General features: G+C 64.3%; 21 protein-coding genes. 12 read left to right on the top strand and 9 right to left on the bottom strand.

Translation table 11 applies throughout. From position 1 onward, the window contains the following. Positions 1-58: 58 nt before the first annotated feature. The 4 genes from holA to QO034_RS00530 all read right to left on the bottom strand — a co-directional run bounded on the left by holA (position 59) and on the right by QO034_RS00530 (position 4,733). A complete protein-coding gene (holA, locus tag QO034_RS00545) occupies positions 59-1,087 on the bottom strand; it encodes a DNA polymerase III subunit delta (protein ID WP_284483541.1) in 1,029 nt (342 codons plus the stop codon). After that, positions 1,084-1,569, bottom strand: coding sequence for an LPS assembly lipoprotein LptE (gene lptE, locus QO034_RS00540; protein ID WP_284483540.1), 486 nt, complete (start codon positions 1,567-1,569; stop codon positions 1,084-1,086). The genes holA and lptE overlap by 4 nt, the downstream gene beginning before the upstream one ends. Then, positions 1,556-4,165: a leucine--tRNA ligase gene (leuS, locus tag QO034_RS00535; protein ID WP_284483539.1), complete on the bottom strand. Its 2,610-nt coding sequence runs from the start codon at positions 4,163-4,165 to the stop codon at positions 1,556-1,558. The genes lptE and leuS overlap by 14 nt, the downstream gene beginning before the upstream one ends. Positions 4,166-4,235: 70 nt before the next feature. Beyond that, positions 4,236-4,733 carry a DUF3576 domain-containing protein gene (locus tag QO034_RS00530; RefSeq protein ID WP_284483538.1) on the bottom strand — a complete coding sequence of 166 codons (498 nt, stop codon included), beginning with the start codon at positions 4,731-4,733 and terminating at the stop codon, positions 4,236-4,238. Between the two features lie 307 nt (positions 4,734-5,040). Here QO034_RS00530 and QO034_RS00525 point away from each other — a divergent pair, with 307 nt between their 5' ends. Both QO034_RS00525 and QO034_RS00520 read left to right on the top strand, forming a co-directional pair. Continuing rightward, a complete protein-coding gene (locus QO034_RS00525; protein WP_284483537.1) occupies positions 5,041-6,195 on the top strand; it encodes a porin in 1,155 nt (384 codons plus the stop codon). Between the two features lie 103 nt (positions 6,196-6,298). Then, positions 6,299-6,961 carry a YggS family pyridoxal phosphate-dependent enzyme gene (locus QO034_RS00520; protein WP_284483536.1) on the top strand — a complete coding sequence of 221 codons (663 nt, stop codon included), beginning with the start codon at positions 6,299-6,301 and terminating at the stop codon, positions 6,959-6,961. Between the two features lie 20 nt (positions 6,962-6,981). On the opposite strand, the gene QO034_RS00515 is transcribed toward QO034_RS00520, so the two are convergent. After that, complete coding sequence (locus tag QO034_RS00515) at positions 6,982-7,479, bottom strand: L,D-transpeptidase family protein (protein ID WP_407696707.1); 498 nt, start codon at positions 7,477-7,479, stop codon at positions 6,982-6,984. A gap of 11 nt (positions 7,480-7,490) precedes the next feature. Further along, positions 7,491-8,582, bottom strand: a complete 1,092-nt coding sequence (ribA, locus tag QO034_RS00510) for a GTP cyclohydrolase II (protein ID WP_284483534.1) — start codon at positions 8,580-8,582, stop codon at positions 7,491-7,493. A gap of 161 nt (positions 8,583-8,743) precedes the next feature. Between ribA and QO034_RS00505 the strand changes: the two genes are divergently transcribed. From QO034_RS00505 to QO034_RS00485, 5 genes are all read left to right on the top strand, one after another. Then, positions 8,744-9,430: a response regulator transcription factor gene (locus tag QO034_RS00505; RefSeq protein ID WP_284483533.1), complete on the top strand. Its 687-nt coding sequence runs from the start codon at positions 8,744-8,746 to the stop codon at positions 9,428-9,430. A gap of 314 nt (positions 9,431-9,744) precedes the next feature. Continuing rightward, a complete protein-coding gene (locus QO034_RS00500) occupies positions 9,745-10,533 on the top strand; it encodes an exodeoxyribonuclease III (RefSeq protein WP_284483532.1) in 789 nt (262 codons plus the stop codon). A gap of 102 nt (positions 10,534-10,635) precedes the next feature. Next, positions 10,636-11,550 carry a thioredoxin gene (gene trxA, locus QO034_RS00495; protein WP_284483531.1) on the top strand — a complete coding sequence of 305 codons (915 nt, stop codon included), beginning with the start codon at positions 10,636-10,638 and terminating at the stop codon, positions 11,548-11,550. Between the two features lie 27 nt (positions 11,551-11,577). Beyond that, on the top strand, positions 11,578-12,219 hold the full coding sequence (locus QO034_RS00490; RefSeq protein WP_284483530.1) for an LON peptidase substrate-binding domain-containing protein: 642 nt from the start codon (positions 11,578-11,580) through the stop codon (positions 12,217-12,219). Further along, positions 12,216-12,401: a Trm112 family protein gene (locus QO034_RS00485; protein ID WP_284483529.1), complete on the top strand. Its 186-nt coding sequence runs from the start codon at positions 12,216-12,218 to the stop codon at positions 12,399-12,401. The genes QO034_RS00490 and QO034_RS00485 overlap by 4 nt, the downstream gene beginning before the upstream one ends. A gap of 12 nt (positions 12,402-12,413) precedes the next feature. Here QO034_RS00485 and QO034_RS00480 read toward each other — a convergent pair whose 3' ends face one another. Further along, the gene (locus tag QO034_RS00480) at positions 12,414-13,676 is read right to left on the bottom strand and encodes an FAD-dependent monooxygenase (protein WP_407696699.1); all 1,263 of its coding nucleotides are present in this window, start codon (positions 13,674-13,676) and stop codon (positions 12,414-12,416) included. A gap of 47 nt (positions 13,677-13,723) precedes the next feature. On the opposite strand from QO034_RS00480, the gene QO034_RS00475 reads away from it, so the two are divergent. The 4 genes from QO034_RS00475 (at position 13,724) to QO034_RS00460 (ending at position 19,844) form a co-directional block, all read left to right on the top strand. Continuing rightward, complete coding sequence (locus QO034_RS00475) at positions 13,724-15,052, top strand: amidase (RefSeq protein ID WP_284483528.1); 1,329 nt, start codon at positions 13,724-13,726, stop codon at positions 15,050-15,052. Between the two features lie 107 nt (positions 15,053-15,159). Next, complete coding sequence (locus QO034_RS00470) at positions 15,160-16,341, top strand: aminotransferase class I/II-fold pyridoxal phosphate-dependent enzyme (protein ID WP_284483527.1); 1,182 nt, start codon at positions 15,160-15,162, stop codon at positions 16,339-16,341. 12 nt (positions 16,342-16,353) lie between these two features. Further along, the gene (locus QO034_RS00465) at positions 16,354-19,200 is read left to right on the top strand and encodes a DNA translocase FtsK (protein ID WP_284483526.1); all 2,847 of its coding nucleotides are present in this window, start codon (positions 16,354-16,356) and stop codon (positions 19,198-19,200) included. Positions 19,201-19,241: 41 nt separating this feature from the next. Beyond that, positions 19,242-19,844 (top strand): LolA family protein, encoded by a 603-nt coding sequence (locus QO034_RS00460; RefSeq protein WP_284483525.1) that lies wholly within the window; start codon positions 19,242-19,244, stop codon positions 19,842-19,844. Here QO034_RS00460 and QO034_RS00455 read toward each other — a convergent pair. Beyond that, entirely contained in the window at positions 19,841-20,428 is a 588-nt protein-coding gene (locus QO034_RS00455) for a transglycosylase SLT domain-containing protein (RefSeq protein WP_284483524.1), read from the bottom strand. The two genes, QO034_RS00460 and QO034_RS00455, sit on opposite strands and share 4 nt — an antisense overlap. 222 nt (positions 20,429-20,650) lie before the next feature. Between QO034_RS00455 and hspQ the strand changes: the two genes are divergently transcribed. Further along, positions 20,651-20,977: a heat shock protein HspQ gene (hspQ, locus tag QO034_RS00450; protein WP_284483523.1), complete on the top strand. Its 327-nt coding sequence runs from the start codon at positions 20,651-20,653 to the stop codon at positions 20,975-20,977. 42 nt (positions 20,978-21,019) lie between these two features. On the opposite strand, the gene QO034_RS00445 is transcribed toward hspQ, so the two are convergent. Next, the gene (locus QO034_RS00445; RefSeq protein WP_284483522.1) at positions 21,020-22,597 is read right to left on the bottom strand and encodes a gamma-glutamyltransferase family protein; all 1,578 of its coding nucleotides are present in this window, start codon (positions 22,595-22,597) and stop codon (positions 21,020-21,022) included. Positions 22,598-22,691: the final 94 nt, after the last annotated feature.

Raw genomic sequence — 22,691 nt, 5'->3', positions numbered from 1 at the left:
CTCCGTCGGTGTGTGTCGCCGCAACCGTGATCATTCGGCGCCGCGCGTCAAGAGCGGTTCAGCGCGGTTTTCCGAGCATCGCCAGACGGATCAGCGCCCGTTCGACCAAGGCGAGCGACGGGGCGGTCTGGCCTGCGGACCGCAACTGCAAGTCCGTATCGGTAAGAAGCGTCAGCGCCCTTTGCAGCTTGTCCGGCCCCCAGGTCTGGGCCTGCCGGACAAGCTGGTCGCGGCGCTTGCCGAACACCGGGGGCCGCAGCCGGCCGATGCCTTCGGCCGGCCCGCCGGGTGCGGATGCAACGGCGTAGAGCGTCCGAAAGTGGCGCATCGCCCCGATGCAGAGCGTAACCGCATTGGTCCCTTGCGCCCGCAGTCTGCGAATGAGCGGTCCGATCTCGGACTCGCGCGACTCCGCGACCGCGTTCATCACGTCATCCAGTCCGGCTTCGGTCGATTGCGGCATGCAGGCGGCGATGTCGGAAACGCCGAGATCTGTGCCGTCGCCCAGCTTGTAAAGGCCCAGTTTCTCGACGGTTTGCGCGAAATCGCCCGGACCCAGCCGGTTGGCGAGGTCGGTCAGCGCCGCCATGCCGTCGCTGGAGATGGCCGCGATGCCCGATTGGGCGAGCATCCGTTCGATCTCGGCCCTGTCCGGCGGATCGTCGTAGAGGCCGGCGGCATAGGTGTTGCGGTGGGTCTCGAACAGCTTGCGCAGCTTTGACGCGGGTTTCAGCGCCCCTGCGGTCACGATGATCTGCGCGTCCCCCTGCTGCCACTGGGACAGGGCGTTTTCCAGCGCCGGCAGGGCGGCTTCCCCGGCATCTTCGACGAACACGGCCCGGATGCCCGGAAAGAATCCAACCGCCTTGATCCCGTCCAGAACAAGGGCCGGGTCCTTGCGCAGATCGGCTCCGGGCAGCCGGGTCAGCCGCATTTCCTCTTCCGCCGTGGGGCCGAGAAGCGCCTTGAGCACCTGCTGGCGCTTGATGGCGACTCGCATCGCATCCGCGCCGTAGATCAGCAACCCTGTCCGGTCCGGGTCCGGTTTGGCGAAATAGGCGTTTGCGTCCCTGCCGGTCAGTTTCATGCCGGAATGTCGGGGCTGACGTAGAGTTCGCGCGCGATCTGGTCGGCCAGGATGACCATCAGCCGTTCCAGCGCATCCCGTTGCGCGGCCAGGGTTTCCGCCGTCGTTCCGGTGGCGGAATAGCCGGTGAAATTGTCCACGGACCCGGAGGTCACGACCTCATCGGTCGCGATATCCCGCAGCGCATACTGGACCGATCCGACCAGGCTGAAGAATGTGATCGCGCCCTCGGCTGTGATGGCCTGCCCCTGGATGCCGGTCGAAAGAACCATGGACAGCCGATAGGTTGGCGCGGTGGCGCGGCCAAGCTGTTCTTCGAGCCGGCGCACCAGGAGATAGGTGTTCACGCCTTCGGGGGCGTCCACCCGCACCTTGCCCCGCAACGCGCCGGCGGTCCCGCCCGGACCGTAGGCCGGCTCAAACCCGCATGCGGCCAGCGCGAGCGGCAACAGCAGCAGGGTTCGGCGGTCAAACAACGACATTGACGATGCGGCCCGGCACCACGATCACCTTCTTGGGGGCGGCGCCATCCAGCGCCTTTTGCACCGCGTCCGCGGCCAGCGCGGCCCGTTCCACCGCGTCCTTGTCGAGATCGCGGGCGACGGTGATTTCGGCGCGGCGCTTGCCGTTGATCTGGATCGGCAGGGTGACGGTGTCATCGACCAGCATCGACTCCTCCGCGATGGGCCAGGGGCTGGTGGCGATCAGGTCCTCGCCGCCGGTCAGCGTCCAGATCTCCTCGGAAAGATGCGGAGTCATCGGGGACATGAGCTGTGCCAGGGTCTTGATGGCCTTGGTTTTCGCTGCGGTGCCGGCGCCGGATTTCGTCAGCGTGTTGGTGAAGGCGTAGAGCCGGGCGATGGCGGCGTTGAAGCCGAAGGATTCGACCCCCAGCGTCACGTCGCGGATGGTCTTGTGCATCTCGCGCAGCAGGTCGGTGTCACCTTGCTGGTCCGGGGTATCGGAGGCGGCGATTTCGGCGGCGAGGCGGTGGACGCGGCTGAGATGCTTGTGCGCCGCCTCGGCCCCGGCGGCGGTCCATTCCACGTCGCGCTCGGGCGGGCTGTCCGAGAGCACGAACCAGCGCGCGGTGTCTGCACCGAAAGCCGCGATGATGCTGACCGGGTCGACCACGTTCTTCTTGGATTTCGACATTTTGGTTGCGGGCCAATTTAGAGCTCGCTTATTGGTCCCTCTCACAAACCAGCCATCTTCCCGTCGCTCTACTTGCTCAGGATATAGCGGTTCTGTTTTTCTAGCAGAGATTTGTGGCAGGTTCAGTAGGCCGATTCGGTCGCGCTCTTCCGGCGTCAGTTCTTCGCCATCCATAGTAGAGTACGCTTCATGCGTCACCATGCCTTGCGTGAACAGCGCGTCGAAGGGTTCGATCGCCTTTTCGGGCAGGTGGCCGGTGATGTGCATGGCGCGGGCGAAGAAGCGCGAGTAGAGCAGGTGCAGGATCGCGTGTTCGATGCCGCCGATATACTGGTCGACATTCATCCAGTACTCGGCCTCGGCGAGGTCGGTGGGCGTTTCGGCGCGGGGCGCGGTGAAGCGGGCGAAATACCAGGACGAATCGACGAAGGTGTCCATCGTGTCGGTTTCGCGCCGGGCGGGTTTGCCGCAGGCCGGGCAGGCGCAGTCGCGCCAGGTCGGGTGCCGGTCGAGCGGATTGCCGGGCACGTCGAAGCTCACGTCGTCGGGCAGGCGGACCGGCAGGTTTTCCTTGCGCTCGGGCACCACGCCGCAGCTTTCGCAATGCACCACCGGGATCGGGCAGCCCCAGTAGCGTTGCCGCGACAGGCCCCAGTCGCGCAGGCGGAACTTGGTGACGCCCCTGCCCCAGCCCTGTTTCTCTGCAAGGTCGATGGTGGCATCGACCGCTTCCTGCCCGGTGGCGACATCCAGCCCGGCGAAATGGTCGATCCATTTCACCTTTTCGGTTTTCGGCGGCACGAAGGCCTCGGTTTCGACCGGCCTGGGGTCGTCCAGCGACAGGAAGGTGTCGATCACCGGCAGGTCGTATTTGCGGCAGAAATCGAGGTCGCGCTGGTCATGCGCCGGGCAGGCGAAGATCGCGCCGGTGCCGTAATCCATCAGGATGAAATTGGCGATCCAGACCGGCAGTTTCCAGTCCGGGTTCAGCGGGTGGACGACGGTGATGCCGGTGTCGAGACCCAGTTTTTCGGCCTTTTCCAGCGCCTCTTCGGTGGTGCCGCCCTTGCGGCACCGGGCCACGAATTCGGCGATTTCCGGGTTCTCGGCCTCCAGTTGCCGGGCAATCGGGTGATCCGGCGAGATGCCGACGAAGGACGCCCCCATCAGCGTGTCGGGGCGGGTGGTGTAGACGGTGATCGGATCGCCGCCATCGGTGCGGTCGAAGGAGAATTCCAGCCCGCGCGACTTGCCGATCCAGTTCTCCTGCATCAGCCGCACCTTGGCAGGCCAGTTGTCGAGCCGGTCCAGCGCCTCGAGCAGCTCTTCGGCCATGTCGGAGATCCTGAAGAACCACTGGGTCAGCTCGCGCCGTTCCACGTCTGCGCCCGAGCGCCAGCCCTTGCCGTCGATCACCTGTTCGTTGGCCAGAACCGTCATGTCGACCGGATCCCAGTTGACCACGGCGTTCTTGCGGTAGACGAGGCCCGCGTCGAGGAAATCGAGGAACAGTGCCTGTTGCTGGCCGTAATATTCCGGATCGCAGGTGGCGAATTCGCGCGACCAGTCGATCGACAGGCCCAGCGGTTTCATCTGCGCGCGCATGTCGGCGATGTTGTCGTAGGTCCAGGTCTTGGGATGGCCGCCGATGGCCATGGCGGCGTTCTCGGCGGGCATGCCAAACGCATCCCAGCCCATCGGGTGCAGAACGTTGTGCCCCGTCGCGATCTTGTAGCGCGCGATCACGTCGCCCATCGTGTAGTTGCGCACATGGCCCATGTGGATGCGGCCGGACGGATAGGGAAACATTTCAAGCACATAATACTTGGGCTTGTCCGCCGTGCGGGTCGCCGTGAAGATCCCGGCCTTGTCCCAGGCCTGCTGCCATTTCTGTTCGATTTCTGCGGCCGAATAGCGCGACATAGAAGCGGTCCTTTGACTGAAAACGCCGGGAAAAACCCGGCGTCTTGATAGGGTGTATGGCGGCGGCGCGCTAGATCCTGCTGTCCTGAACCCGCAATTGCCGGGCCCGAGACAGAATCGCGTCCTCGACCGCGCGGGTGGTCGCGGCGCTCACCGGTCCGCCCTGCGTCTGAAGCGCGAGATTGAGCGACCGCGCGTCAAGAGCGGGGTCGCTGATGTGGACCGTTGCGCGATAGGACCGGCCGCCGCCGGGCGGAGTGCCGTATCCGGTGATGATCACGCCGGTGAACGGATCGACAGACGTGACCGGAAGGAAGCTGAGCACATCGAGCGACGCCGCCCACAGATACCGGTTCACGTTGACGATCTGATCCGTTTCGCTGGGACCGAAGACATCCCAGATCGAAGACGGGTCCGTATCTTTCGCAAATCCGGCGGTATCGCGGTTGTTGCTTTCGAAACTGGACAGGGGCGGGCTTTCCCGCGGTGCCTGTCGGTTTCCGCACGCGGTCAAAGCCAGGCAGATCGAAACCACCCATGTCACCCTGTGCGCCGTCTGGAGCTTCATTTTCAAATCCCGAACCAGTGTTGCACAGGTTCCTACCCAAGCAAACAAGGCGGAGCAAGGCTTTCCTCTGCAAACCGCGCAGGAACCGGCGGGCCGGACGGGCCGGGTTCCGCGGCACCCGCCGCGGTTGCGCGGCACTTCCGGTTAACGTCGCGGTTACTGTGGCAAAGCTGCACCATACCTGACGACTTTGAACCGAACTCGCTGCGAACGCTTGCCAAAAGCGACCCGAAAGAGCGAAACCCCTGTCATACCCACGCCGGATTCCCCGGTTTGGGCGTATGATTTGAAAACCGAGGGAAAAACTATGAAAAAGGTTCTCTTCGCAACGACTGCGCTGATTGCTCTGGGTAGCATGGCAGCAGCAGACGTTCGCCTGAGCGGCTATGGCCGTTTCGGCCTGGACTACAACGACCTGAACTCCACCGATGCCAACGACGACAACTACAACGGTGTGTCTGATATGACCATCACGTCGCGTCTGCGTCTGCAGGTGGACATGTCGGCCGAAACCGACGGTGGCGTCGGCTTCAACGCACGTGTTCGGATGCAGGCGGAAAGCCGCGACAACGCCCCCCAGAGCAACGGCGGCGTCGTGGTGCTGCGTGACGCGACCGGCGCAATCATCACCCGCCCGGATGGCGTGGGCAATGACGTTCCGGTCGTTACCCGCCCGAACGACAACGGCTTCAACGGCGCGCGTTTCGGCGTGACCTACGGCGGCCTGATCGTCAACGTCGGCAACATCATCGGCGCGGTTGAAAACGCACCGGGTCTGTACACCACCGGCACCCGTTCCGCCGGCACCGGCATCGACGGCATGGGCTTCAACAGCCTCGTGCTGAAGAACGTGGGCTGGGACGCATATGACTCCGACGGTCAGGGCGTGAACGGCGTCGAGGCACTCTACACCGTTGGCGGCTTCACCGGTCACATCTCCTACAGCGAAGACAACGATGACGTTGCCAGCTTTGACGATGTCAACGGTATCTCCGTTCCCGGCGAAACCCGCCTGGGCCTGATGGCGACCTACAGCTTCGGTGACTACTATGTGACCGGTGCCTACCAGGACTCCAGCGACGGCATCGTCATCGGTGGCGATGACCTGAACGACCTGTACTTCCTGGCAGCCGGTGGCGACTTCGGCCAGTTCGGCGCGAAGATCGCCTATGGTGAAAGCACGCTGACCAAAGCCTGGTCGCTGGAAGGCAACATGGACATCGGCGCAGCCAGCAACATCCTGGTCTGGGTCACCGATGCGTCGTCGAACAAGACCATCGACATTGGCGGCACCCCGACCGATCTGGGTTCCGATGGCACCTCCTGGGGCATCAACTACCAGTATGACCTGGGTGGCGGCGCGACCTTCGTTGCCGGTTATGTCGACAGCGAAAACAAACTGGCCGCGGCACACCGTCAGGACCAGAAGCAGTTCCAGGCCGGCGTGTACTTCAGCTTCTAAGCTGACAGTCATCTGACCTGAAATTCGGGCGGGCTTTCGGGCCCGCCCTTTTCTTTTGTCCCGTGGTGGTGTTTCTCTGCCCCAGGATCAGAGAGGGGAACCGATGCCGCTGGAAGATATCAAATCCCGTATCGCCGCCGCCGAAACCGCCGCGGGACGCCCGCAGGGATCGACGGTGCTGATCGCCGTGTCCAAGGTTCAGCCCAATGACCGGATCGAGTCGGTCTTGAATGAAGGGCACCGGTGTTTCGGCGAAAACCGGGTGCAGGAAGCTGCCGGGAAATGGCCTGCGTTCCGAGACAGGTTCGACGGGATCGACCTGCATCTGATCGGTCCCTTGCAGACCAACAAGGCGCGCCAGGCGGTCGAATTGTGCAATGCGATTCACACGGTGGCCCGGCCGAAACTGGCGGCAACCCTCGCGCGGCTGGCGCAGGAACGCGGCGACTGCCCGGACCTGTTCATCCAGGTCAATACCGGCGAGGAACCGCAGAAAGCGGGTGTTCTGCCGGATGACGCCGATGCCTTCGTGGCCGAGTGCCGTGGGCTGGACCTGCCGATCCGCGGATTGATGTGCATTCCTCCGGTGGAAGAGGAGCCGGCTCTGCATTTCGCGCTGCTGGCCCGCATCGCGGCGCGCAACGAATTGTCGGGCCTGTCCATGGGCATGAGCGGCGATTTCGAAACCGCAATTGCCCATGGCGCGACCCATGTCCGGATCGGGTCGGCGATCTTCGGAGAGCGGACCGCCCCCGGCGGCGATTGACGCCCGGAACCTGCGGGCGTTCAGGACTGCTGCGGGGCAGGCGGCACGATCAGCGGCGTGCCCGGCGGCGCGCGGCGGGCGATGCGATGCAGGTCCGGTCGCGACAGCGCGATGCAGCCTTCGGTGGGAAAGCCGGGACGGCGCCATTGGTGGATGAAGATGGCAGAACCGCGTCCGGGCGTCGGAGCCGCTGCATTCCAGTCGGTCAGCAGGATCAGGTCATATAGCGGATCGCCCCGGCGCAGCCGTTCGTGGCTGAAACCGTGCGGCGCGCGCACCTGTCTGTTGTAGTCGGGATCCTCCGGGTCATCGGACCAAAGGTCGCGCGGCCCGATCGGCCGTGCCCAGGGCGCGGGGCAAGGGATGCGATCCGGGCGGAACAGCAGCCCCGTGATCCGGTGAAACCCTGCCGGCGTCGCCCGGTCGCCTTCGCGCTTGCGGTTCGCCACGCCGGCCCGTCCGATCGAACAGGGCCAGAAGCGGCCCCGGAACCACAGGCCGCGCGGCAGCAGGACCATGTGCGATGACGTCACAGAAGATGTCCGGACTTTGCGGCCTTGGTCGCCAGGTAGGCCATGTTATGCGAGGTTTCCCCGACCTGGAGCGGCACGCGCTCGGTCACGGCGATCCCGTTCCTTTCCATCATCGCGATCTTCGCGGGGTTGTTCGTCAGCAACCGGACCTTCGAAAATCCAAGCGAATTCAGAATACTGGCGCCGATCCGGAAGTCCCGTTCATCGTCTTCGAACCCAAGCCGGTGATTGGCCTCAACCGTATCAAACCCCTGATCCTGCAAGGAATAGGCGCGCATCTTGTTGGCAAGGCCAATGCCCCGGCCTTCCTGGTTGAGATACAGGAGGATTCCCGCGCCCTCGGCCCCCATCTGCGCCAGCGCCGCCCGCAATTGCGGGCCGCAATCGCATTTCAGGCTGCCCATCAGATCGCCGGTGAAACAGGCAGAATGCAGGCGCGCGAGAACAGGTTCGGTCCGGTCCGGACGCCCGATTTCGATGGCATAATGTTCTTCGCCGCCGTCTTCGGGCCGGAACACATGCAGGCGTCCGGCCTCCGACACCTCCATCGGCAGGCGGGCGCTGACCACGGGATGCAGCGGGCTCGCGGCGGCAAGATGGAGATCCGCTTCGGCGCCGTCGATCACGGTCAGGGCATGGCGCCGGGCGAACGCCATGGCGTCCGGCAGCGGAACCGCGACCGTTGCCGGCAGCAGCCTGGCCGTCTTCACCAGCGCCAGCGCGGTGCGGTGCAGGTCGGCGGGGCCTTCCCGTTCCGAGACCAGCGGGCCTTTCATCGGCATCCGCAGGTCGTCCGCCGGGTCGGAGACCGCCCGCACCCAGGCCGTTTCGGCATCCCTGGGCATCACGATGCGCGCGAGATCGCCGTCATAGGCGCGCGCCTTGAGCGTTTCGGAGCGCCGGGCGCTGATCGTCACGATGGGCCGGTCGGCAAGGGCGCGCAGATCGTCCAACCGGCCCTTGGTCAGCGTTTCCGCGGCGACCACGAGTATCGCACGGTCATTCTTCTTCAGGATCACCGGGAGTCCCATCCGCAGGTCGCCGCGCGCCCGCGCAAGCAGTTCGTTCGTATCGGGCAGGAGGCTCATGGCGCGGGTCCGTTCGGTTTTCCGACCCCTACCTAAGCGCAGTTTCCCGGAATGTGAAACATTTCCCCCGAATTGGACACGACAGCGTGAAACCGGACCGCATGACTTGCCCGGACCCACGTCCCGGCACATCTGTGAAGGACAGCACAGGAGGATGTCCAATGGCGCAAATGAAGAAAATTCTGCTGGTGGATGATGACGACGATCTGCGTGAGGCGCTGAGCGAACAGTTGGTGATGACCGAGGATTTCGACGTGTTCGAGGCGAGCGACGGACAGCGCGCAATGGAACGCGCGAAAGAGGCGCTGTACGATCTCGTCATCCTCGATGTGGGGCTGCCGGATACCGACGGGCGCGAGTTGTGCCGGCTGATGCGCAAGCAGGGAATCAAGGCTCCGATCGTGATGCTGACCGGGCACGACAGCGACGCGGATACGATTCTGGGACTCGATGCAGGGGCCAATGACTACGTAGCGAAGCCGTTCAAGTTCCCGGTGCTGCTGGCGCGTATCCGTGCCCAGTTCCGCCAGCACGAACAGTCCGAAGATGCCGTGTTCGCCCTGGGGCCGTATACCTTCAAGCCGGCGATGAAGATGCTCATCACCGAAGACGACCGCAAGATTCGCCTGACGGAAAAGGAAACCAACATCCTGAAGTTTCTCTTTCGCTCCGCCGATGGCGTCGTGGCGCGCGATGTCCTGCTGCACGAGGTCTGGGGATATAACGCCGGGGTGACGACCCATACGCTTGAAACGCATATTTACCGGCTGCGGCAGAAAATCGAACCCGATCCGTCGAACGCGCGCCTGCTGGTCACCGAATCCGGAGGCTATCGGCTGGTTGCATGACGAGACCGCTTTACTTGTCATGTCGCACACCCTACGGTTGAGCCACTTGATTCAGATCAAAGCAACATTTTGTTGGCATGATTAGAAACAAGGCAACCCGTGTATGTCCGGGTTATGACATACACCTCCCTGTTGGACTGGACCGGGCCAAGCGCCCGGTCTTTTTTTGCCGATCCTGTCGCCGCGTCCGGCGTGGAAGATCCCAGCCGGTCAGTTCCGGCGGCCTTGCCTTGATTGGACGTGATGGCGCAGTGCGGGTTGAGGCCGCCCGCCGCTGCCTGTAGGGTCTGGCGACCATCTGCCGGAGCGTTCCCATGACCTTTTCCATCGCCACCTGGAACATCAATTCCGTCCGCTTGCGCGAACCCATCGTGCTGAAGCTGTTGCAGGACCATGCGCCGGATGTGCTTTGCCTTCAGGAATGCAAGTCGCCGGTCGAAAAGATTCCGACCGAAGGATTCGCGGCCCTTGGATACACCCACATGCTCGCGCGCGGGCAGAAGGGATATAACGGCGTCGCCATTCTGTCGCGCCTGCCGATTTCCGAGGTCGGGTCCGAGGATTTCGCCGATCTGGGACATGCCCGCCACATTGCCGGGCAGCTTGAGAACGGCGTGACGATCCACAATTTCTACGTCCCTGCGGGCGGAGACGTGCCGGATCGGGACGTGAACGAAAAGTTCGGCCAGAAGCTCGACTACCTGACCGGGATGCGCGACTGGTTCCATGGGGACAGGCCGCGCAAGTCCATCCTCGTCGGCGATCTCAACATCGCCCCGCGCGAGGACGACGTCTGGAACCACAAGCAGCTTCTCAAGATCGTCAGCCATACACCGGTTGAAGTCGAACACCTCGCCGAGACACAGGACGCGGGCGGCTGGATCGACATAACCCGGCAGGATATCCCGGAGGGGCCGCTTTTCAGCTGGTGGTCCTACAGGGCCAAGGACTGGTCGGCAGCCGACAAGGGCCGCCGGCTCGATCATGTCTGGGCGACGCCCGATATTTCCGGCGCGGCCCATTCCAGCCGTGTGCTGCGCGACGCGCGCGGGTGGGACAAGCCCAGCGACCATGCGCCGGTCTTCGCCACCTTTGACCTGTGACCCGCCCCGGCGGCGCCTTTGATCCGGCTTCGGCCAACTGCCCCCTTGGTTTCCGGGGCAACAGCTTTCATATAGAGGGCCAAGCTCGAAGGAGAGACTCAGATGATTGAACTGTCGACCGGCACGCCCGCCCCCGCAGACCTGATCAAGGACACGACAGAAGCCACGTTCATGACCGACGTGGTCGAAGCGTCGCAGACCACGCCGGTTATCGTCGACTTCTGGGCGCCGTGGTGCGGTCCCTGCAAAACGCTTGGCCCGATGCTGGAACAGGCCGTGACCGCCGCCAAGGGGGCGGTGAAGATGGTCAAGGTCAATGTCGACGAGGCTCAGCGCATTGCCGGGCAGTTGCAGATTCAATCCATTCCGACGGTCTATGCCTTCTTCAAGGGTCAGCCGGTCGACGGGTTCCAGGGCGCGTTGCCAGCGTCCGAGATCAAGGCGTTCGTGGACCGGGTGATCGCGGCCGGTGGCGGGGAATCCCCGACCGACACGCTGAACGATGCCGTCGAAGCCGCCGAAGAGATGCTTGCCGAAGGCGCTGCTGTGGATGCGGCACAGACCTTTGCCGCCATCCTGGCCGAAGACCCCAACCACGCCGGTGCCTATGGTGGACTGGTGCGCGCCCATATTGCCATGGAAGACCTGGATCAGGCCGAAGCGATCCTGAACGGCGCGCCCGCCGAAATCTCCCAGAGCGCCGAACTGGAGGCGGCCCATGCGCAGTTGGAACTCGCCCGGCAGGCGAAAAACGCGGGTCCGGTTGCAGATCTGACCGCCGCCGTCGAGGCCGACCCCGACAATCTGCAGGCCAGGTTCGATCTGGCGCTGGCGCTTCATGCCGCCGGGCAGGTGCAGGAGGCCGTCGATCAGTTGCTGGATATGTTCCGCCGGGACCGGGAATGGAACGACGGCGCGGCCAAGACGCAACTGTTCACGATTTTCGATGCGTTGAAACCCAATGACCCGGTGGTCCTGAACGGGCGGCGAAAGCTGAGTTCGATGATATTTGCCTAACGGCGTTTCGGGGCTACACTGAAGGTCATGATCAAACCGGCCGATCTTCCCGACACGCTTGCCGTCTTTCCGCTGCCCGGCGCGCTGCTGCTGCCCCGGTCGAGACTGCCGCTGCACCTGTTCGAACCGCGTTACCTGCAGATGCTGGAAGATGCGCTGAAGACTTCTCAGCGACTGATCGGGATGGTGCAGCCCAATCCCCTGGCCGGAAAGGAGGGGGCGCTGCACCGGATCGGCTGCGCCGGTCGTGTTACCCAGTTCTCGGAAACCGAAGACGGCCGATACATGATTACCCTGGCCGGTGTGTCGCGGTTCCGGATCCTGAAGGAAAATGACGGGTTCGCGCCCTATCGCCGCTGCGAAATCAGCTGGGAGGGGTTCTCGCGCGATCTCGGGCGCACGGAAACCGACCCTGGATTTGACCGCCCGGCGTTTCTGAATCAGCTGGACCGCTTCTTTTGCGCCCGCGACCTGTCCACGGATTGGGAAAGCATCAAGGATGCCGACGACGAACTGTTGATCAACTCCCTGTCGATGCTCCTGGATTTCGAACCCGAGGACAAGCAGGCGTTGCTCGAAGCGCCGTCGCTGAGCACGCGGCGCGAAACCCTGGTGACGCTGATAGAATTCTCGCTGCGCGGCGGAACCAACGAGGAAATCCTGCAATGACCGAAAGCCATCCCGAATTCGACCGGCGCATGCTCGAGGCGCTGGTCTGTCCGCAGACCCATGCGACCCTGGACTATGACGCGGACCGGCAGGAACTGGTGTCGAAATCCGCCAATCTCGCGTTTCCGATCCGCAACGGTATTCCCATCATGCTGGTGGACGAAGCCCGGGTTCTGGACTGACGCCGCGCCCGATCAGATCCGTTTCCCGAGCATGAGCCGGGGCAGGTCTCCGGTCAGCCCCGCTGCCTCGCGGATAAAGCCGCGGCGCAGGCCGGGCAGGGAATTGACCAGACCCATGCCCAGGTCCCGCCCCAGCCGGAGAACGGGGTTGTCATTTGAAAACAGTCTGTTGAACGCATCCGTCGCGAGAACAAGAGCGGTGGTGTCGAACCGCCGCCATTGCTGGTATCGCTCCAGAACCTGCCGCGACCCGAAGTCCTCGCCGCGCCGGCTTGCCAGCGCGACCGTTTCGGCGAGCGCCGCCACGTCGCGCAATCCGGCGTTCAGCCCCTGCCCGGCAATCGGGTGCATGCCATGGGCGGCGTCTCCGACCAGCGCAAGGCGGTCCGCGATGAAGCTGTTCGCGACGGTCAGGTTCAGCGGATAGGTGAACCGCCGGCCCGCCAGCGCAATGTCGCCAAGAAAGGCGCCGAAGCGCGGGCGCAGTTCGGCGATGTATCCGGCGTCATCCAGCGCGTGAATCCGAAGCGCGTTGGCGGTTCGCTCGCTCCACACGATGGAACTGCGGTTGCCGGTCAGGGGCAGGATCGCCAGCGGACCCGGCGGCATGAAGAACTGATGCGCGATTCCGCCATGCGGTTTTTCGTGTTCTATGGCGCAGACAAGCGCCGTCTGGCCATAGTCCCATCCGGTCCGTTTGATGCCCGCGCGGGCTGCGGTGCCGCTCTTGCGCCCATCCGATCCGATCAGGAGCCGGCCCGTCACCTCGACCCCGTCATAGAGCGTGACGCCGGCCGAAGCCGGCCCGGTCGATTGCGCCACCACGGTCCGGCCATTGATCCGCGTCACCAGCGGTGCGTCATCCAGAGCGCCGAGAAGCGCCCGCCGCAGATGCCGGTCCTCGACCATGTAACCCATGGGGCCTTCTTCGATCTCCGCATGATCGAAATGCATGAAGAACGGCGACGGGCCGGACCCGGCATGACCATCCGTCACCTTTATCTCGAACATGGGCTGGGCGTGGTCTTCCGTCCGCTCCCAGACGCCGATGGCGCGCAGCAGCTTTTGCGACGTCAGCGCAAGGGCATAGGCACGCCCGTCGAACGCGGGATCGGCCAGCGCCGCCTCCGGCAGCGCGTCGATCACCGTCACGCGATGGCCGGTCTGTGCCAGTGCGAGCGCCAGCGCCGGACCGTTCAGCCCGCCGCCCACGATGATGATGTCGGTCTCTGGTGTCATGCCCTGCACTATGGGGCTGCGGACAGGATTGTCCATGCGCGGTCCTGTCGCTAGGCTTCGCCCGACAACGGATCGGGGGTGACATGGAAAACTGGCTGTGGACGAGCGCGGGGGATCTTGGGCGGGGCATCGCGGCGGGCGACATCGACCCGGTGGACCTGACCGCAACCTACCTGGAAGCTATCGAATCGCACCCGTTGCGGGACCGCATCTATGCGCGGCTCACCCATGACCGCGCCCTGGCGGAGGCGGAGGCGGCGCGCGCGCGGGCCAGGGCCGGCCGTCGCCGGTCTCTGCTGGATGGGGTTCCGATCAGTTGGAAGGACCTTTTCGACAGCGCGGGTGTCGCGACCGAGGCCGGCTCCGCCCTGCTGAAGGACAGGGTGCCCGAAGCCGATTCGATCGTGTTGCGCAATGCCACCGCGATGGGCGCCGTCTGTCTCGGCAAGACCCATATGAGCGAACTGGCCTTTTCCGGTCTTGGCCTGAACCCGTCCACCGCGACGCCGCCCTGCGTGAACGACGCGGACGCGGTGCCGGGCGGCTCTTCTTCGGGCGCGGCGGCCTCGGTCGCATTCGGTTTGGCCGCCTGCGGCATCGGGTCCGACACCGGCGGTTCGGTGCGAATCCCCTCTGCCTGGAACGACCTTGTGGGGCTCAAGACCACGGCCGGGCGGGTGACGCTGGAAGGCGTCGTGCCCCTGTGTCTGGAATTCGACACCATCGGGCCCTTGGCCCGCACGGTCGAAGATGCGGCGCTGGTGCTGTCGCTCCTGGAAGGCGGCGCCGCACCGGATCTGCGCGGCGCAACCCTGGCCGGACGTCGGTTCGCGGTGCTGCAAACCGTCGCTCTGGATGACGTGCGTGACGGCCCGCGTGCGGCCTTTTACGGCGCGGTGGATCGTCTGGCGAATGCCGGGGCCATCATCGACACGGTCGATGTTCCCGAACTGGCCGAGGTGATGCCCCTCAGCGGGGTGCTCTACACCGCGGAAGCCTACGGTCTTTGGCGCGACGTGATCGAGGCCAATCCGCATCTCATGTATGAACAGGTTCTGGAACGGTTCCGGCTTGGCGCAAAGTTCTCCGGGCCGGACTACGTGGCGGCCTGGGCAAAGCTGCGCGATGCGCGCAGGGCCTGGGATCGGGCCACGGCTCGCTATGATGCCGTGCTCTGCCCGACCGCGCCCAATCTGCCGCCGAACGTGGACCGGCTGGCCAGCGACGGCGACTACTATGTCACGGAAAACCTGCTGACGCTGCGCAATACCAGGATCGGAAATCTGATGGGGCTTTGCGCCCTGACCCTGCCCACGGGAACCGCAAGCTGCGGCATTTCGCTGATGGCCGCGCCGAACTCTGAAGAGGCGCTTTTGCGTCTCGGGGTGGCGGCGGAAAGAGCTTTGGCCTGAAAGCCACAACTGCGGGTCGACTGCCCGCAAACTCTGGACGGAGCCGCATCCGGTCTGTAACCTCTTGCCAAACGGGGCGAAAACGATCCCGACCTTGAGGCACCAGTATGAATTTACCCGAGCGGTTTTCGAACCTACCGGAATATGCATTCCCGCGTCTGCGCGCGTTGCTGGACGTGCATGCGCCGGGCGGCGACGTCGTTCACATGACCATAGGAGAGCCGAAACACGCCTTTCCGGCTTGGGTGACGGACGTGATCGTTCAGAACGCCGCCGGCTTCAATTCCTATCCGGTCAACGAAGGCAGCCCGGCGCTGCTTGGCGCAGTTGCCGATTGGGTCGGCCGCCGCTATGGCGTGGCGCTCGATCCGGCGACTCAGGTCATGGCGCTGAACGGCACACGCGAAGGGCTCTACAATGCCGCGATGGCGCTTTGCCCGGAAACCAGGAATGGCCGAAAGCCGGTCGTGCTGACGCCGAACCCGTTCTATCAGGTCTACATGGTGGCGGCGCTTTCAGTCGGAGCCGAGCCGATTTTCGTGCCGGCCACTGCGGCCACCGGGCACCTGCCGGATTACGCCGGCGTCGGGGCGGAGGTGCTGAACCGCACCGCCATCGTCTATGTCTGTTCCCCCGCCAATCCGCAGGGCGCGGTGGCGGATCGCGACTACTGGGCCAACCTGATCGCATTGGCAGAGCAGTATGATTTCCGCATCTTCGCCGATGAATGCTATTCCGAAATCTACCGGGACGCGCCGCCGACCGGGGCATTGCAGGTCGCGCGGGACTTGAATGCCGACCCGGAACGGGTCACGATCTTTCATTCTCTGTCCAAGCGATCGAACCTGCCCGGCCTGCGCTCCGGTTTCGTCGCTGGCGGGCCGGAAACCATCCGTCAGATCAGGCAATTGCGCAATTATTCCGGGGCGCCGCTGCCCGGCCCCTTGCAGGCGGCCGCGGCCGCCGTCTGGGCGGATGAAACTCATGTGGAAGAAAACCGCGCGCTCTACCGCGAGAAATACGCCATCGCAGATGAGGTGTTGGGATCGGTGCAGGGGTATCAGGCCCCGCAGGCCGGGTTCTTTCTCTGGCTGCCGGTCGAGAACGGAGAAGCCGCCGCCCTGAAGCTGTGGCAGGACACCGGCGTCCGGGTTCTTCCGGGGGCCTATCTGGCGCAGGGCGAAACCGGGGCGAATCCCGGCGAGGGATACATCCGGGTCGCGATGGTGGCCCCAAAAACGGAAATGCAGAGCGGGCTGATCAGGCTGCGCGACTGCTTGTACAGGTAAACGAGGGCAGGCATGGCATATCATTCACGCGGACGGGATCCTTTGCTGGATAGCAACATGCAGGCTGCAATCGAAAAACGCGGCAAAGAGCTTTTCGGGATCCTCCTGATCTGTGTCGGCCTTGCCGTCGCGGCGATGATCGCCTCTTACACCCCTGACGATCCGAACTGGATGGTATCGACTGACGCGCCGGTTCAGAACTGGATGGGCCATTTCGGCGCGTCGCTGGCGGCCCCCCTGTTCATGATCGTGGGCTGGGGAAGCTGGGGCTTCGCCCTGGTCTGCCTCGTCTGGGGTCTGCGGTTCGCGCTGCATTGGGGCGAAGACCGCGCCATCGCCCGCCTGACATTTGCGCCGATCGCGATTGCGCTGACCTCGATCTATGCCGCGACGCTGGTTCCGGGCGCGGATTGGCGGTCCACTCACAGTTTCGGGCTGGGCGGTCTGTTCGGAGACACGGTCATGGGCTTCCTGCTGACCCTGGTTCCGATCGGCTCGCACCTGGCGCTGAAGTTGATGTCGTTCCTGACCGGCCTGGGCATGGTTGCCCTGTCCGCCTTCGTGCTCGGTTTCACCCGCGCGGAAATCGCGCGCGGCGCCCGGATGGTCCTGATCGGGGTCATCATGTCCTATGCGGCGCTGATGACCCTGCTGGGACGGGGTGCCGAATCCGCGATGGCGGCGGCGCGCGCCCAGAAGGACAGGATCGCGGAGCGCCGCGATGCCGCGCGGCTGGCGGCTGAAGACAGCGGGCTGATCGATCCCGTGGTCCATGCGGAGCCCGCCGTTTCCTTGCCATCGGATTTCGGAAAGATCGATGGATTCGGCGTGGATCCGGCATCGGAACGGGGCGGCCTGCTGTCGCGGCTGCCCTCGCTGATCCGGCGGCCCGAGGCGATGCCGGAATCCGAACTGATCGAATCCGCCGAGATCGAGGGTTATGACGACATGCCGGGCGACGACCGCATCCGCACCCGGATCGCCGATGCTGTCCGTGCGCGTTTGCGCCCGGACGAGCCCCAGCCCGACCCAGACCGCCCGTTGACCAAAGGGCGCGGACGCGGTCCGGACCCGCTCATCCTGAACGCCGCCGGATTGCGCCGCGAGCCGCCGCTGACGGCCGCCGCCGCAGAGGTGATGGCGGCAACCGATCCCGAGCCCGCCGCCGACACGGTCCTGGAGGCCAGCCTGCCCCTGAGCGAACCGGAACCGGAGGCCGGCGCGATCCCGATCCCTGTGCCGGAGCCGCGAAAGGTCGTGCAGAATCCGGCGCGCAAGACGCCGGCCCCGTCGCGCCGCGCCCAGGCCGAAGCCCAGCCTGCGCTGGCGTTCGACGACGACGCGGCGGCGTTCGAACTTCCGCCACTCAGCCTGTTGTCGAGCCCGGCAACAATCAAGCGCCACCATCTCAGCGACGAGGCGTTGGAGGAAAACGCCCGGATGCTGGAAAACGTGCTGGATGACTATGGCGTCAAAGGCGAGATCGTGTCGGTGCGCCCCGGCCCCGTCGTCACCATGTATGAGCTCGAACCGGCGCCCGGGTTGAAGGCCAGCCGCGTGATCGGCCTGTCCGACGATATCGCGCGGTCGATGATGGCGCTGTCGGCGCGGGTCTCTACCGTCCCGGGACGGTCCGTCATCGGCATCGAGCTTCCGAACGAGAACCGGGAAAAGGTGGTGCTGCGCGAGATCCTCGCGAGCCGCGATTTTGGCGACACCAACCAGAGCCTGCCGTTGGCGCTTGGCAAGGATATCGGCGGTGGCAGCGTGGTCGCCAACCTCGCCAAGATGCCTCACCTGCTGATCGCGGGGACCACCGGGTCGGGGAAGTCGGTGGCGATCAACACGATGATCCTGAGCCTGCTCTACAAGCTGACGCCCGAGGAATGCCGCCTCATCATGATCGACCCCAAGATGCTGGAACTGTCGGTCTATGACGGAATCCCCCACCTGCTGTCGCCGGTGGTGACGGACCCGAAGAAGGCGGTCGTCGCCCTGAAATGGGTTGTCGGCGAGATGGAGGACCGCTATCGCAAGATGTCCAAGATGGGCGTGCGCAACATCGAGGGCTACAACGGACGCGTGCGCGAAGCCCTGTCCAGGGGCGAGATGTTCAGCCGCACGGTGCAGACCGGCTTTGACGACGAAACCGGCGATCCGATCTTTGAAACCGAAGAATTCGCCCCCGAATCCATGCCCTTCATCGTTGTCATCGTCGACGAGATGGCCGATCTGATGATGGTCGCGGGCAAGGAGATCGAAGCCTGTATTCAGCGTCTTGCCCAGATGGCGCGGGCCTCGGGCATCCATCTCATCATGGCGACGCAGCGCCCGTCGGTCGATGTGATCACCGGAACGATCAAGGCCAACTTCCCGACCCGGATCAGCTTCCAGGTCACATCCAAGATCGACAGCCGCACGATCCTGGGCGAAATGGGCGCCGAACAGCTCCTGGGCATGGGCGACATGCTCTACATGGCCGGCGGCGCCAAGATCACCCGCTGCCACGGCCCCTTCGTGTCGGACGAGGAGGTCGAGGAAGTCGTGAACCACCTCAAGGGATTCGGCCCGCCCAAATACATGAGCGGCGTTGTCGAAGGCCCCGACGAGGACAAGGAAAGCAACATCGACCTTGTGCTCGGCCTTGGCGGCAATACCGACAGCGAGGATGCGCTTTACGATACCGCGGTGCAGATCGTGATCAAGGACCGCAAATGTTCGACCAGCTACATCCAGCGCAAGCTGGCGATCGGCTACAATAAGGCGGCCCGCCTCGTGGAGCAGATGGAGGAGGAAGGTCTCGTGTCACCCGCGAACCACGTCGGCAAGCGCGAAATCCTGGTGCCGGAACCTCAGTAGGGGCGGCTTTTCTTCGGCGTCAGAGTGCTTATGTAGGTGCCATGAGACATGTCTTCCTCGCCATGGCCCTGAGCCTGCTTGCCACTGCCTCCTGGGCGCAGGGCAAGGTTCCGTTGTCGACCATATCGACCTACCTGAACGGGTTGACCACCTTGTCGGCCCCGTTCACCCAGTTCAACGACGACGGGTCGCGGTCCTCCGGAACGCTCTATGTGCATCGGCCGGGCCGGATGCGGTTCGAATACGACGGGCGGGATGCGCCGGTTGTTATCGCCGGAACCGGGGCGGTGGTAATCTTCGATCCGAAATCGAACCAGCCGCCGGAGAGCTATCCGCTCAAGCGAACACCGCTGTCGATCATCCTGTCGCCACGGGTGGATCTGGGGCGGGCGAACATGGTGGTCGGGCATGAGTCCCGCAACGGCATGACGGTCGTGACCGCGCAGGATCCGGAGAACCCGGAATACGGCAGGATCGACCTGATGTTCGGGGGCGCTCCGCTGGAACTGCGCGAATGGATCGTTCATGACGACGCGGGCGGGCAGACGCGCGTCGTTCTGGGCAATATGCAGAAGGGCGGCCGACTGGCGCGTTCCCTGTTCGACACCCAGGCCGGCGGCGGCGGCACCAATTCTAACCGTTAGCGGTAGGACCGGCACCCGGCGAGCTGCGCCTGGTAGAGGTTCGCCCGCGCATCGACTTCTCCGGCGACCCGCAACAGCCAGCTCTTGTCGTTGTGGCTGCCGCGCGCATAGCCGTTGTTGCCCTCGTGATAGGCCAGATACTGATTGCGCGCGTCGGTGAGGGCGATGCCGTTCTTTTCCCGGCTCTGGTTCATGTACCAGCCCATGAAATCGGACGCGTCCCTGATCTTGTCCCGCTTGGCGCCGCGCCGGCCGGTGTCGGCGCGGTATTCGTCCCATGTGCCGTCTAGCGCCTGCCCATAGCCGTAGGCGCTGCTCTGGCGGCCCATCGGGATCACGCCGAGCGCATAGCGGTAGGGCGTGCGGGCATCGCCGCGGAACCGGCTTTCTTGGTAGATCGTCGCCATCTGGACATGCACGGGCACGCCCCATTTGCGTTCGGTGGCCTTGAAGGCCTTGATATATTTCGGGCGCTGTTCCGCAATGCTGCAAGCATCGTTCAGATTGCGGGGCGGCGATTGAAAGCCACCTCCGCAGGATGCCAGAATCAGCATTGCCATCATTGCGCGAAGCGTTCTGCTCATGTGCCTCTTGCCTTTTTCGTCCCAGTTTATCGCATCTCGCTTTTGGATGAAATGACAATTGCGAAACCACTTTGTGGGGAAGGCTTTCCCGCGACTCTCGCCATGGTTTAGTCGATGCGACTGTCAAGCCGAAGTTCACAGACTGTTTCCCCAATTTTAAACGCATTTGTTGGACAAGCAGGGCTTGAACCAGCTAATAATTACCGTTAGGGGCCGGAAATTATGTTGAAAACACGCGCGAAATATCATCTGGGACAAGTGGTCCGTCACAGGAAGCACCCGTTTCGCGGCGTCGTGTTCGATGTCGATCCGCAATTCGCCAACACCGAGGAATGGTATCAGGCGATTCCCGAAGACAGCCGTCCGGTGCGGGACCAGCCATTCTATCACCTGCTGGCGGAAAACGACCAGTCCTACTATGTCGCCTATGTCTCGGAACAGAATCTGGTCGCGGACTATTCGGGCGAACCGGTGGACCACCCCGATATCCCGGACATGTTCGGCCCGTTTCAGGATGGATCCTACCCGCTGCACTTCCAGCTCAACTAGGCTGCGCCCACCCCGTTGCCGGGATGAGCGCCTGATTCCGCGTCAGTATCCCAGCGCGCAGCCGTCCTTGCGCGGATCGCTGGCGCCGATCAGCACACCGGACTCGTCGATCCTGATCGCCTGCGCGCCGCCGATCGCCGTTTCCGGGATGGACACATCGTGGCCCATGTTGGCCAGTTCCTGGCGCACCGCATCGGAATAGCCGCGCTCGACCTTCATGTCGCCCGCATCCGAAAAGGACCGGGGGGCGTCGAGCGCCGATTGCCCGTCCATGCCGAAATCCTGGATATTGCTGACCACGCGGGCATGCCCGTTGGGCTGATAGGCGCCGCCCATCACGCCGAAGGGCATCAGGACGCGGCCGTTCTCCCGCAGCATGCCGGGTATGATCGTGTGCATCGGGCGCTTGCCGCCCCCCAGTTCGTTCGGGTGACCGGGCGTCAGGTTGAACCCCATGCCCCGGCACTGGAAGAGGATGCCGAACTTCTCGGTTGCGATGCCCGAGCCGAACCCGTGGAATACCGAATAGATCAGGGACACCGCCATGCGGTCCTTGTCGACCACGGTGATATAGATCGTGTCCTTGTGCACCGCCTCGCTGAGCGGCGCGGCGGCGGCCATCGCCTTTTTCGGGTCGATCAGCGCGGCGAGTTTCGCGGCGGTTTCCGGGGCCAGCATGTAGTCCAGCCGGGTCGTGTGGCCGGCATCGGCGATGAACCGGTTCCGGGCGTCATAGGCCAGCTTGGCGGCCTCGGCCTCGATATGCGCCCGCTGCGCGCCGAACGGATCCATGTCCGGGATGTCGAACTGCGACAGGATGTTCAGCATCAGGATCGCCGTCGCGCCCTGGCCGTTGGGCGGATGCTCGACCAGTTCGACGCCGTTGTAGTGGCCGCTGACCGGGGTCGTGGCCTCGCATCTCGTATCGGCGAAATCCCCGAGCGTGTGCACCCCGCCCATCCGGGCCAGGGTGTTCACCATGTCTTCTGCGACCTCGCCGGTGTAGAACGCATCCCGCCCGAACTTGGCGACGCGGCGCAGCACTTCGGCCTGGCCGGGAACGCGGAAGCGGGCGCCGGTCTCTGGAACCTTTCCGTCAATCAGATAGACGTCGCGCGCCCGGCTGTTCAGGATCGGCGCATCCTTGGCCCAGTCGAAGGCGACCCGCGGCGCGACCGGAACGCCTTCATCCGCATAGTGGATCGCGGGGGCCAGCAGATCGTCGATACCCAGGACGCCCACGGTGTCGGAAAGGGTGCAGAACGCATCCATCGCGCCGGGAATCGTGACGGCGTAGGGGCTGTCCTGCGCGATGGAGGTCAGCCCGCCGGCTCTCAGCGCGTCCGCATCCGAAGCGGCGGGCGCGCGGCCGGATCCGTTCATGGCATGGATGTCATCGCTGCCGGCCGGAGAATAAAGGACGAAGCAATCGCCGCCGATTCCCGTCATCTGCGGTTCGCAGATCCCGAGCAGGACCGCGCCCGCGATCGCCGCGTCCATGGCGTTTCCACCGCGTTTCAGGATGTCGATCGCCGTCTGCGCCGCAAGGGGATGAGAGGTCGCACACATCCCGTTGGTGGTCAGAACGGCCGATCGCCCTGGTATCTGAAAATCCCGCATCTTGCGTCTCCCGTAGTTTCCTCGGGACACTAGGCTCTGCTGCGGCGATTGCCAAGCAGGGTCCAGACGGTTGCCGGGTTCGGGAAGCGAAAGG

This window comes from Sedimentitalea xiamensis (assembly GCF_030164465.1).
GTDB lineage: Bacteria > Pseudomonadota > Alphaproteobacteria > Rhodobacterales > Rhodobacteraceae > Sedimentitalea > Sedimentitalea xiamensis.
This window is presented reverse-complemented; position numbering and strand designations above follow the sequence as displayed.

Coding starts and splice junctions, on each gene's coding strand:
- holA (WP_284483541.1), bottom strand. CDS start 1,087: ATGAAACTGACCGGCAGGGACGCAAACGCCTATTTCGCCAAACCGGAC.
- lptE (WP_284483540.1), bottom strand. CDS start 1,569: ATGTCGTTGTTTGACCGCCGAACCCTGCTGCTGTTGCCGCTCGCGCTG.
- leuS (WP_284483539.1), bottom strand. CDS start 4,165: ATGTCGCGCTATTCGGCCGCAGAAATCGAACAGAAATGGCAGCAGGCC.
- QO034_RS00530 (WP_284483538.1), bottom strand. CDS start 4,733: ATGAAGCTCCAGACGGCGCACAGGGTGACATGGGTGGTTTCGATCTGC.
- QO034_RS00525 (WP_284483537.1), top strand. CDS start 5,041: ATGAAAAAGGTTCTCTTCGCAACGACTGCGCTGATTGCTCTGGGTAGC.
- QO034_RS00520 (WP_284483536.1), top strand. CDS start 6,299: ATGCCGCTGGAAGATATCAAATCCCGTATCGCCGCCGCCGAAACCGCC.
- QO034_RS00515 (WP_407696707.1), bottom strand. CDS start 7,479: ATGGTCCTGCTGCCGCGCGGCCTGTGGTTCCGGGGCCGCTTCTGGCCC.
- ribA (WP_284483534.1), bottom strand. CDS start 8,582: ATGAGCCTCCTGCCCGATACGAACGAACTGCTTGCGCGGGCGCGCGGC.
- QO034_RS00505 (WP_284483533.1), top strand. CDS start 8,744: ATGGCGCAAATGAAGAAAATTCTGCTGGTGGATGATGACGACGATCTG.
- QO034_RS00500 (WP_284483532.1), top strand. CDS start 9,745: ATGACCTTTTCCATCGCCACCTGGAACATCAATTCCGTCCGCTTGCGC.
- trxA (WP_284483531.1), top strand. CDS start 10,636: ATGATTGAACTGTCGACCGGCACGCCCGCCCCCGCAGACCTGATCAAG.
- QO034_RS00490 (WP_284483530.1), top strand. CDS start 11,578: ATGATCAAACCGGCCGATCTTCCCGACACGCTTGCCGTCTTTCCGCTG.
- QO034_RS00485 (WP_284483529.1), top strand. CDS start 12,216: ATGACCGAAAGCCATCCCGAATTCGACCGGCGCATGCTCGAGGCGCTG.
- QO034_RS00480 (WP_407696699.1), bottom strand. CDS start 13,676: ATGGACAATCCTGTCCGCAGCCCCATAGTGCAGGGCATGACACCAGAG.
- QO034_RS00475 (WP_284483528.1), top strand. CDS start 13,724: ATGGAAAACTGGCTGTGGACGAGCGCGGGGGATCTTGGGCGGGGCATC.
- QO034_RS00470 (WP_284483527.1), top strand. CDS start 15,160: ATGAATTTACCCGAGCGGTTTTCGAACCTACCGGAATATGCATTCCCG.
- QO034_RS00465 (WP_284483526.1), top strand. CDS start 16,354: ATGGCATATCATTCACGCGGACGGGATCCTTTGCTGGATAGCAACATG.
- QO034_RS00460 (WP_284483525.1), top strand. CDS start 19,242: ATGAGACATGTCTTCCTCGCCATGGCCCTGAGCCTGCTTGCCACTGCC.
- QO034_RS00455 (WP_284483524.1), bottom strand. CDS start 20,428: ATGAGCAGAACGCTTCGCGCAATGATGGCAATGCTGATTCTGGCATCC.
- hspQ (WP_284483523.1), top strand. CDS start 20,651: ATGTTGAAAACACGCGCGAAATATCATCTGGGACAAGTGGTCCGTCAC.
- QO034_RS00445 (WP_284483522.1), bottom strand. CDS start 22,597: ATGCGGGATTTTCAGATACCAGGGCGATCGGCCGTTCTGACCACCAAC.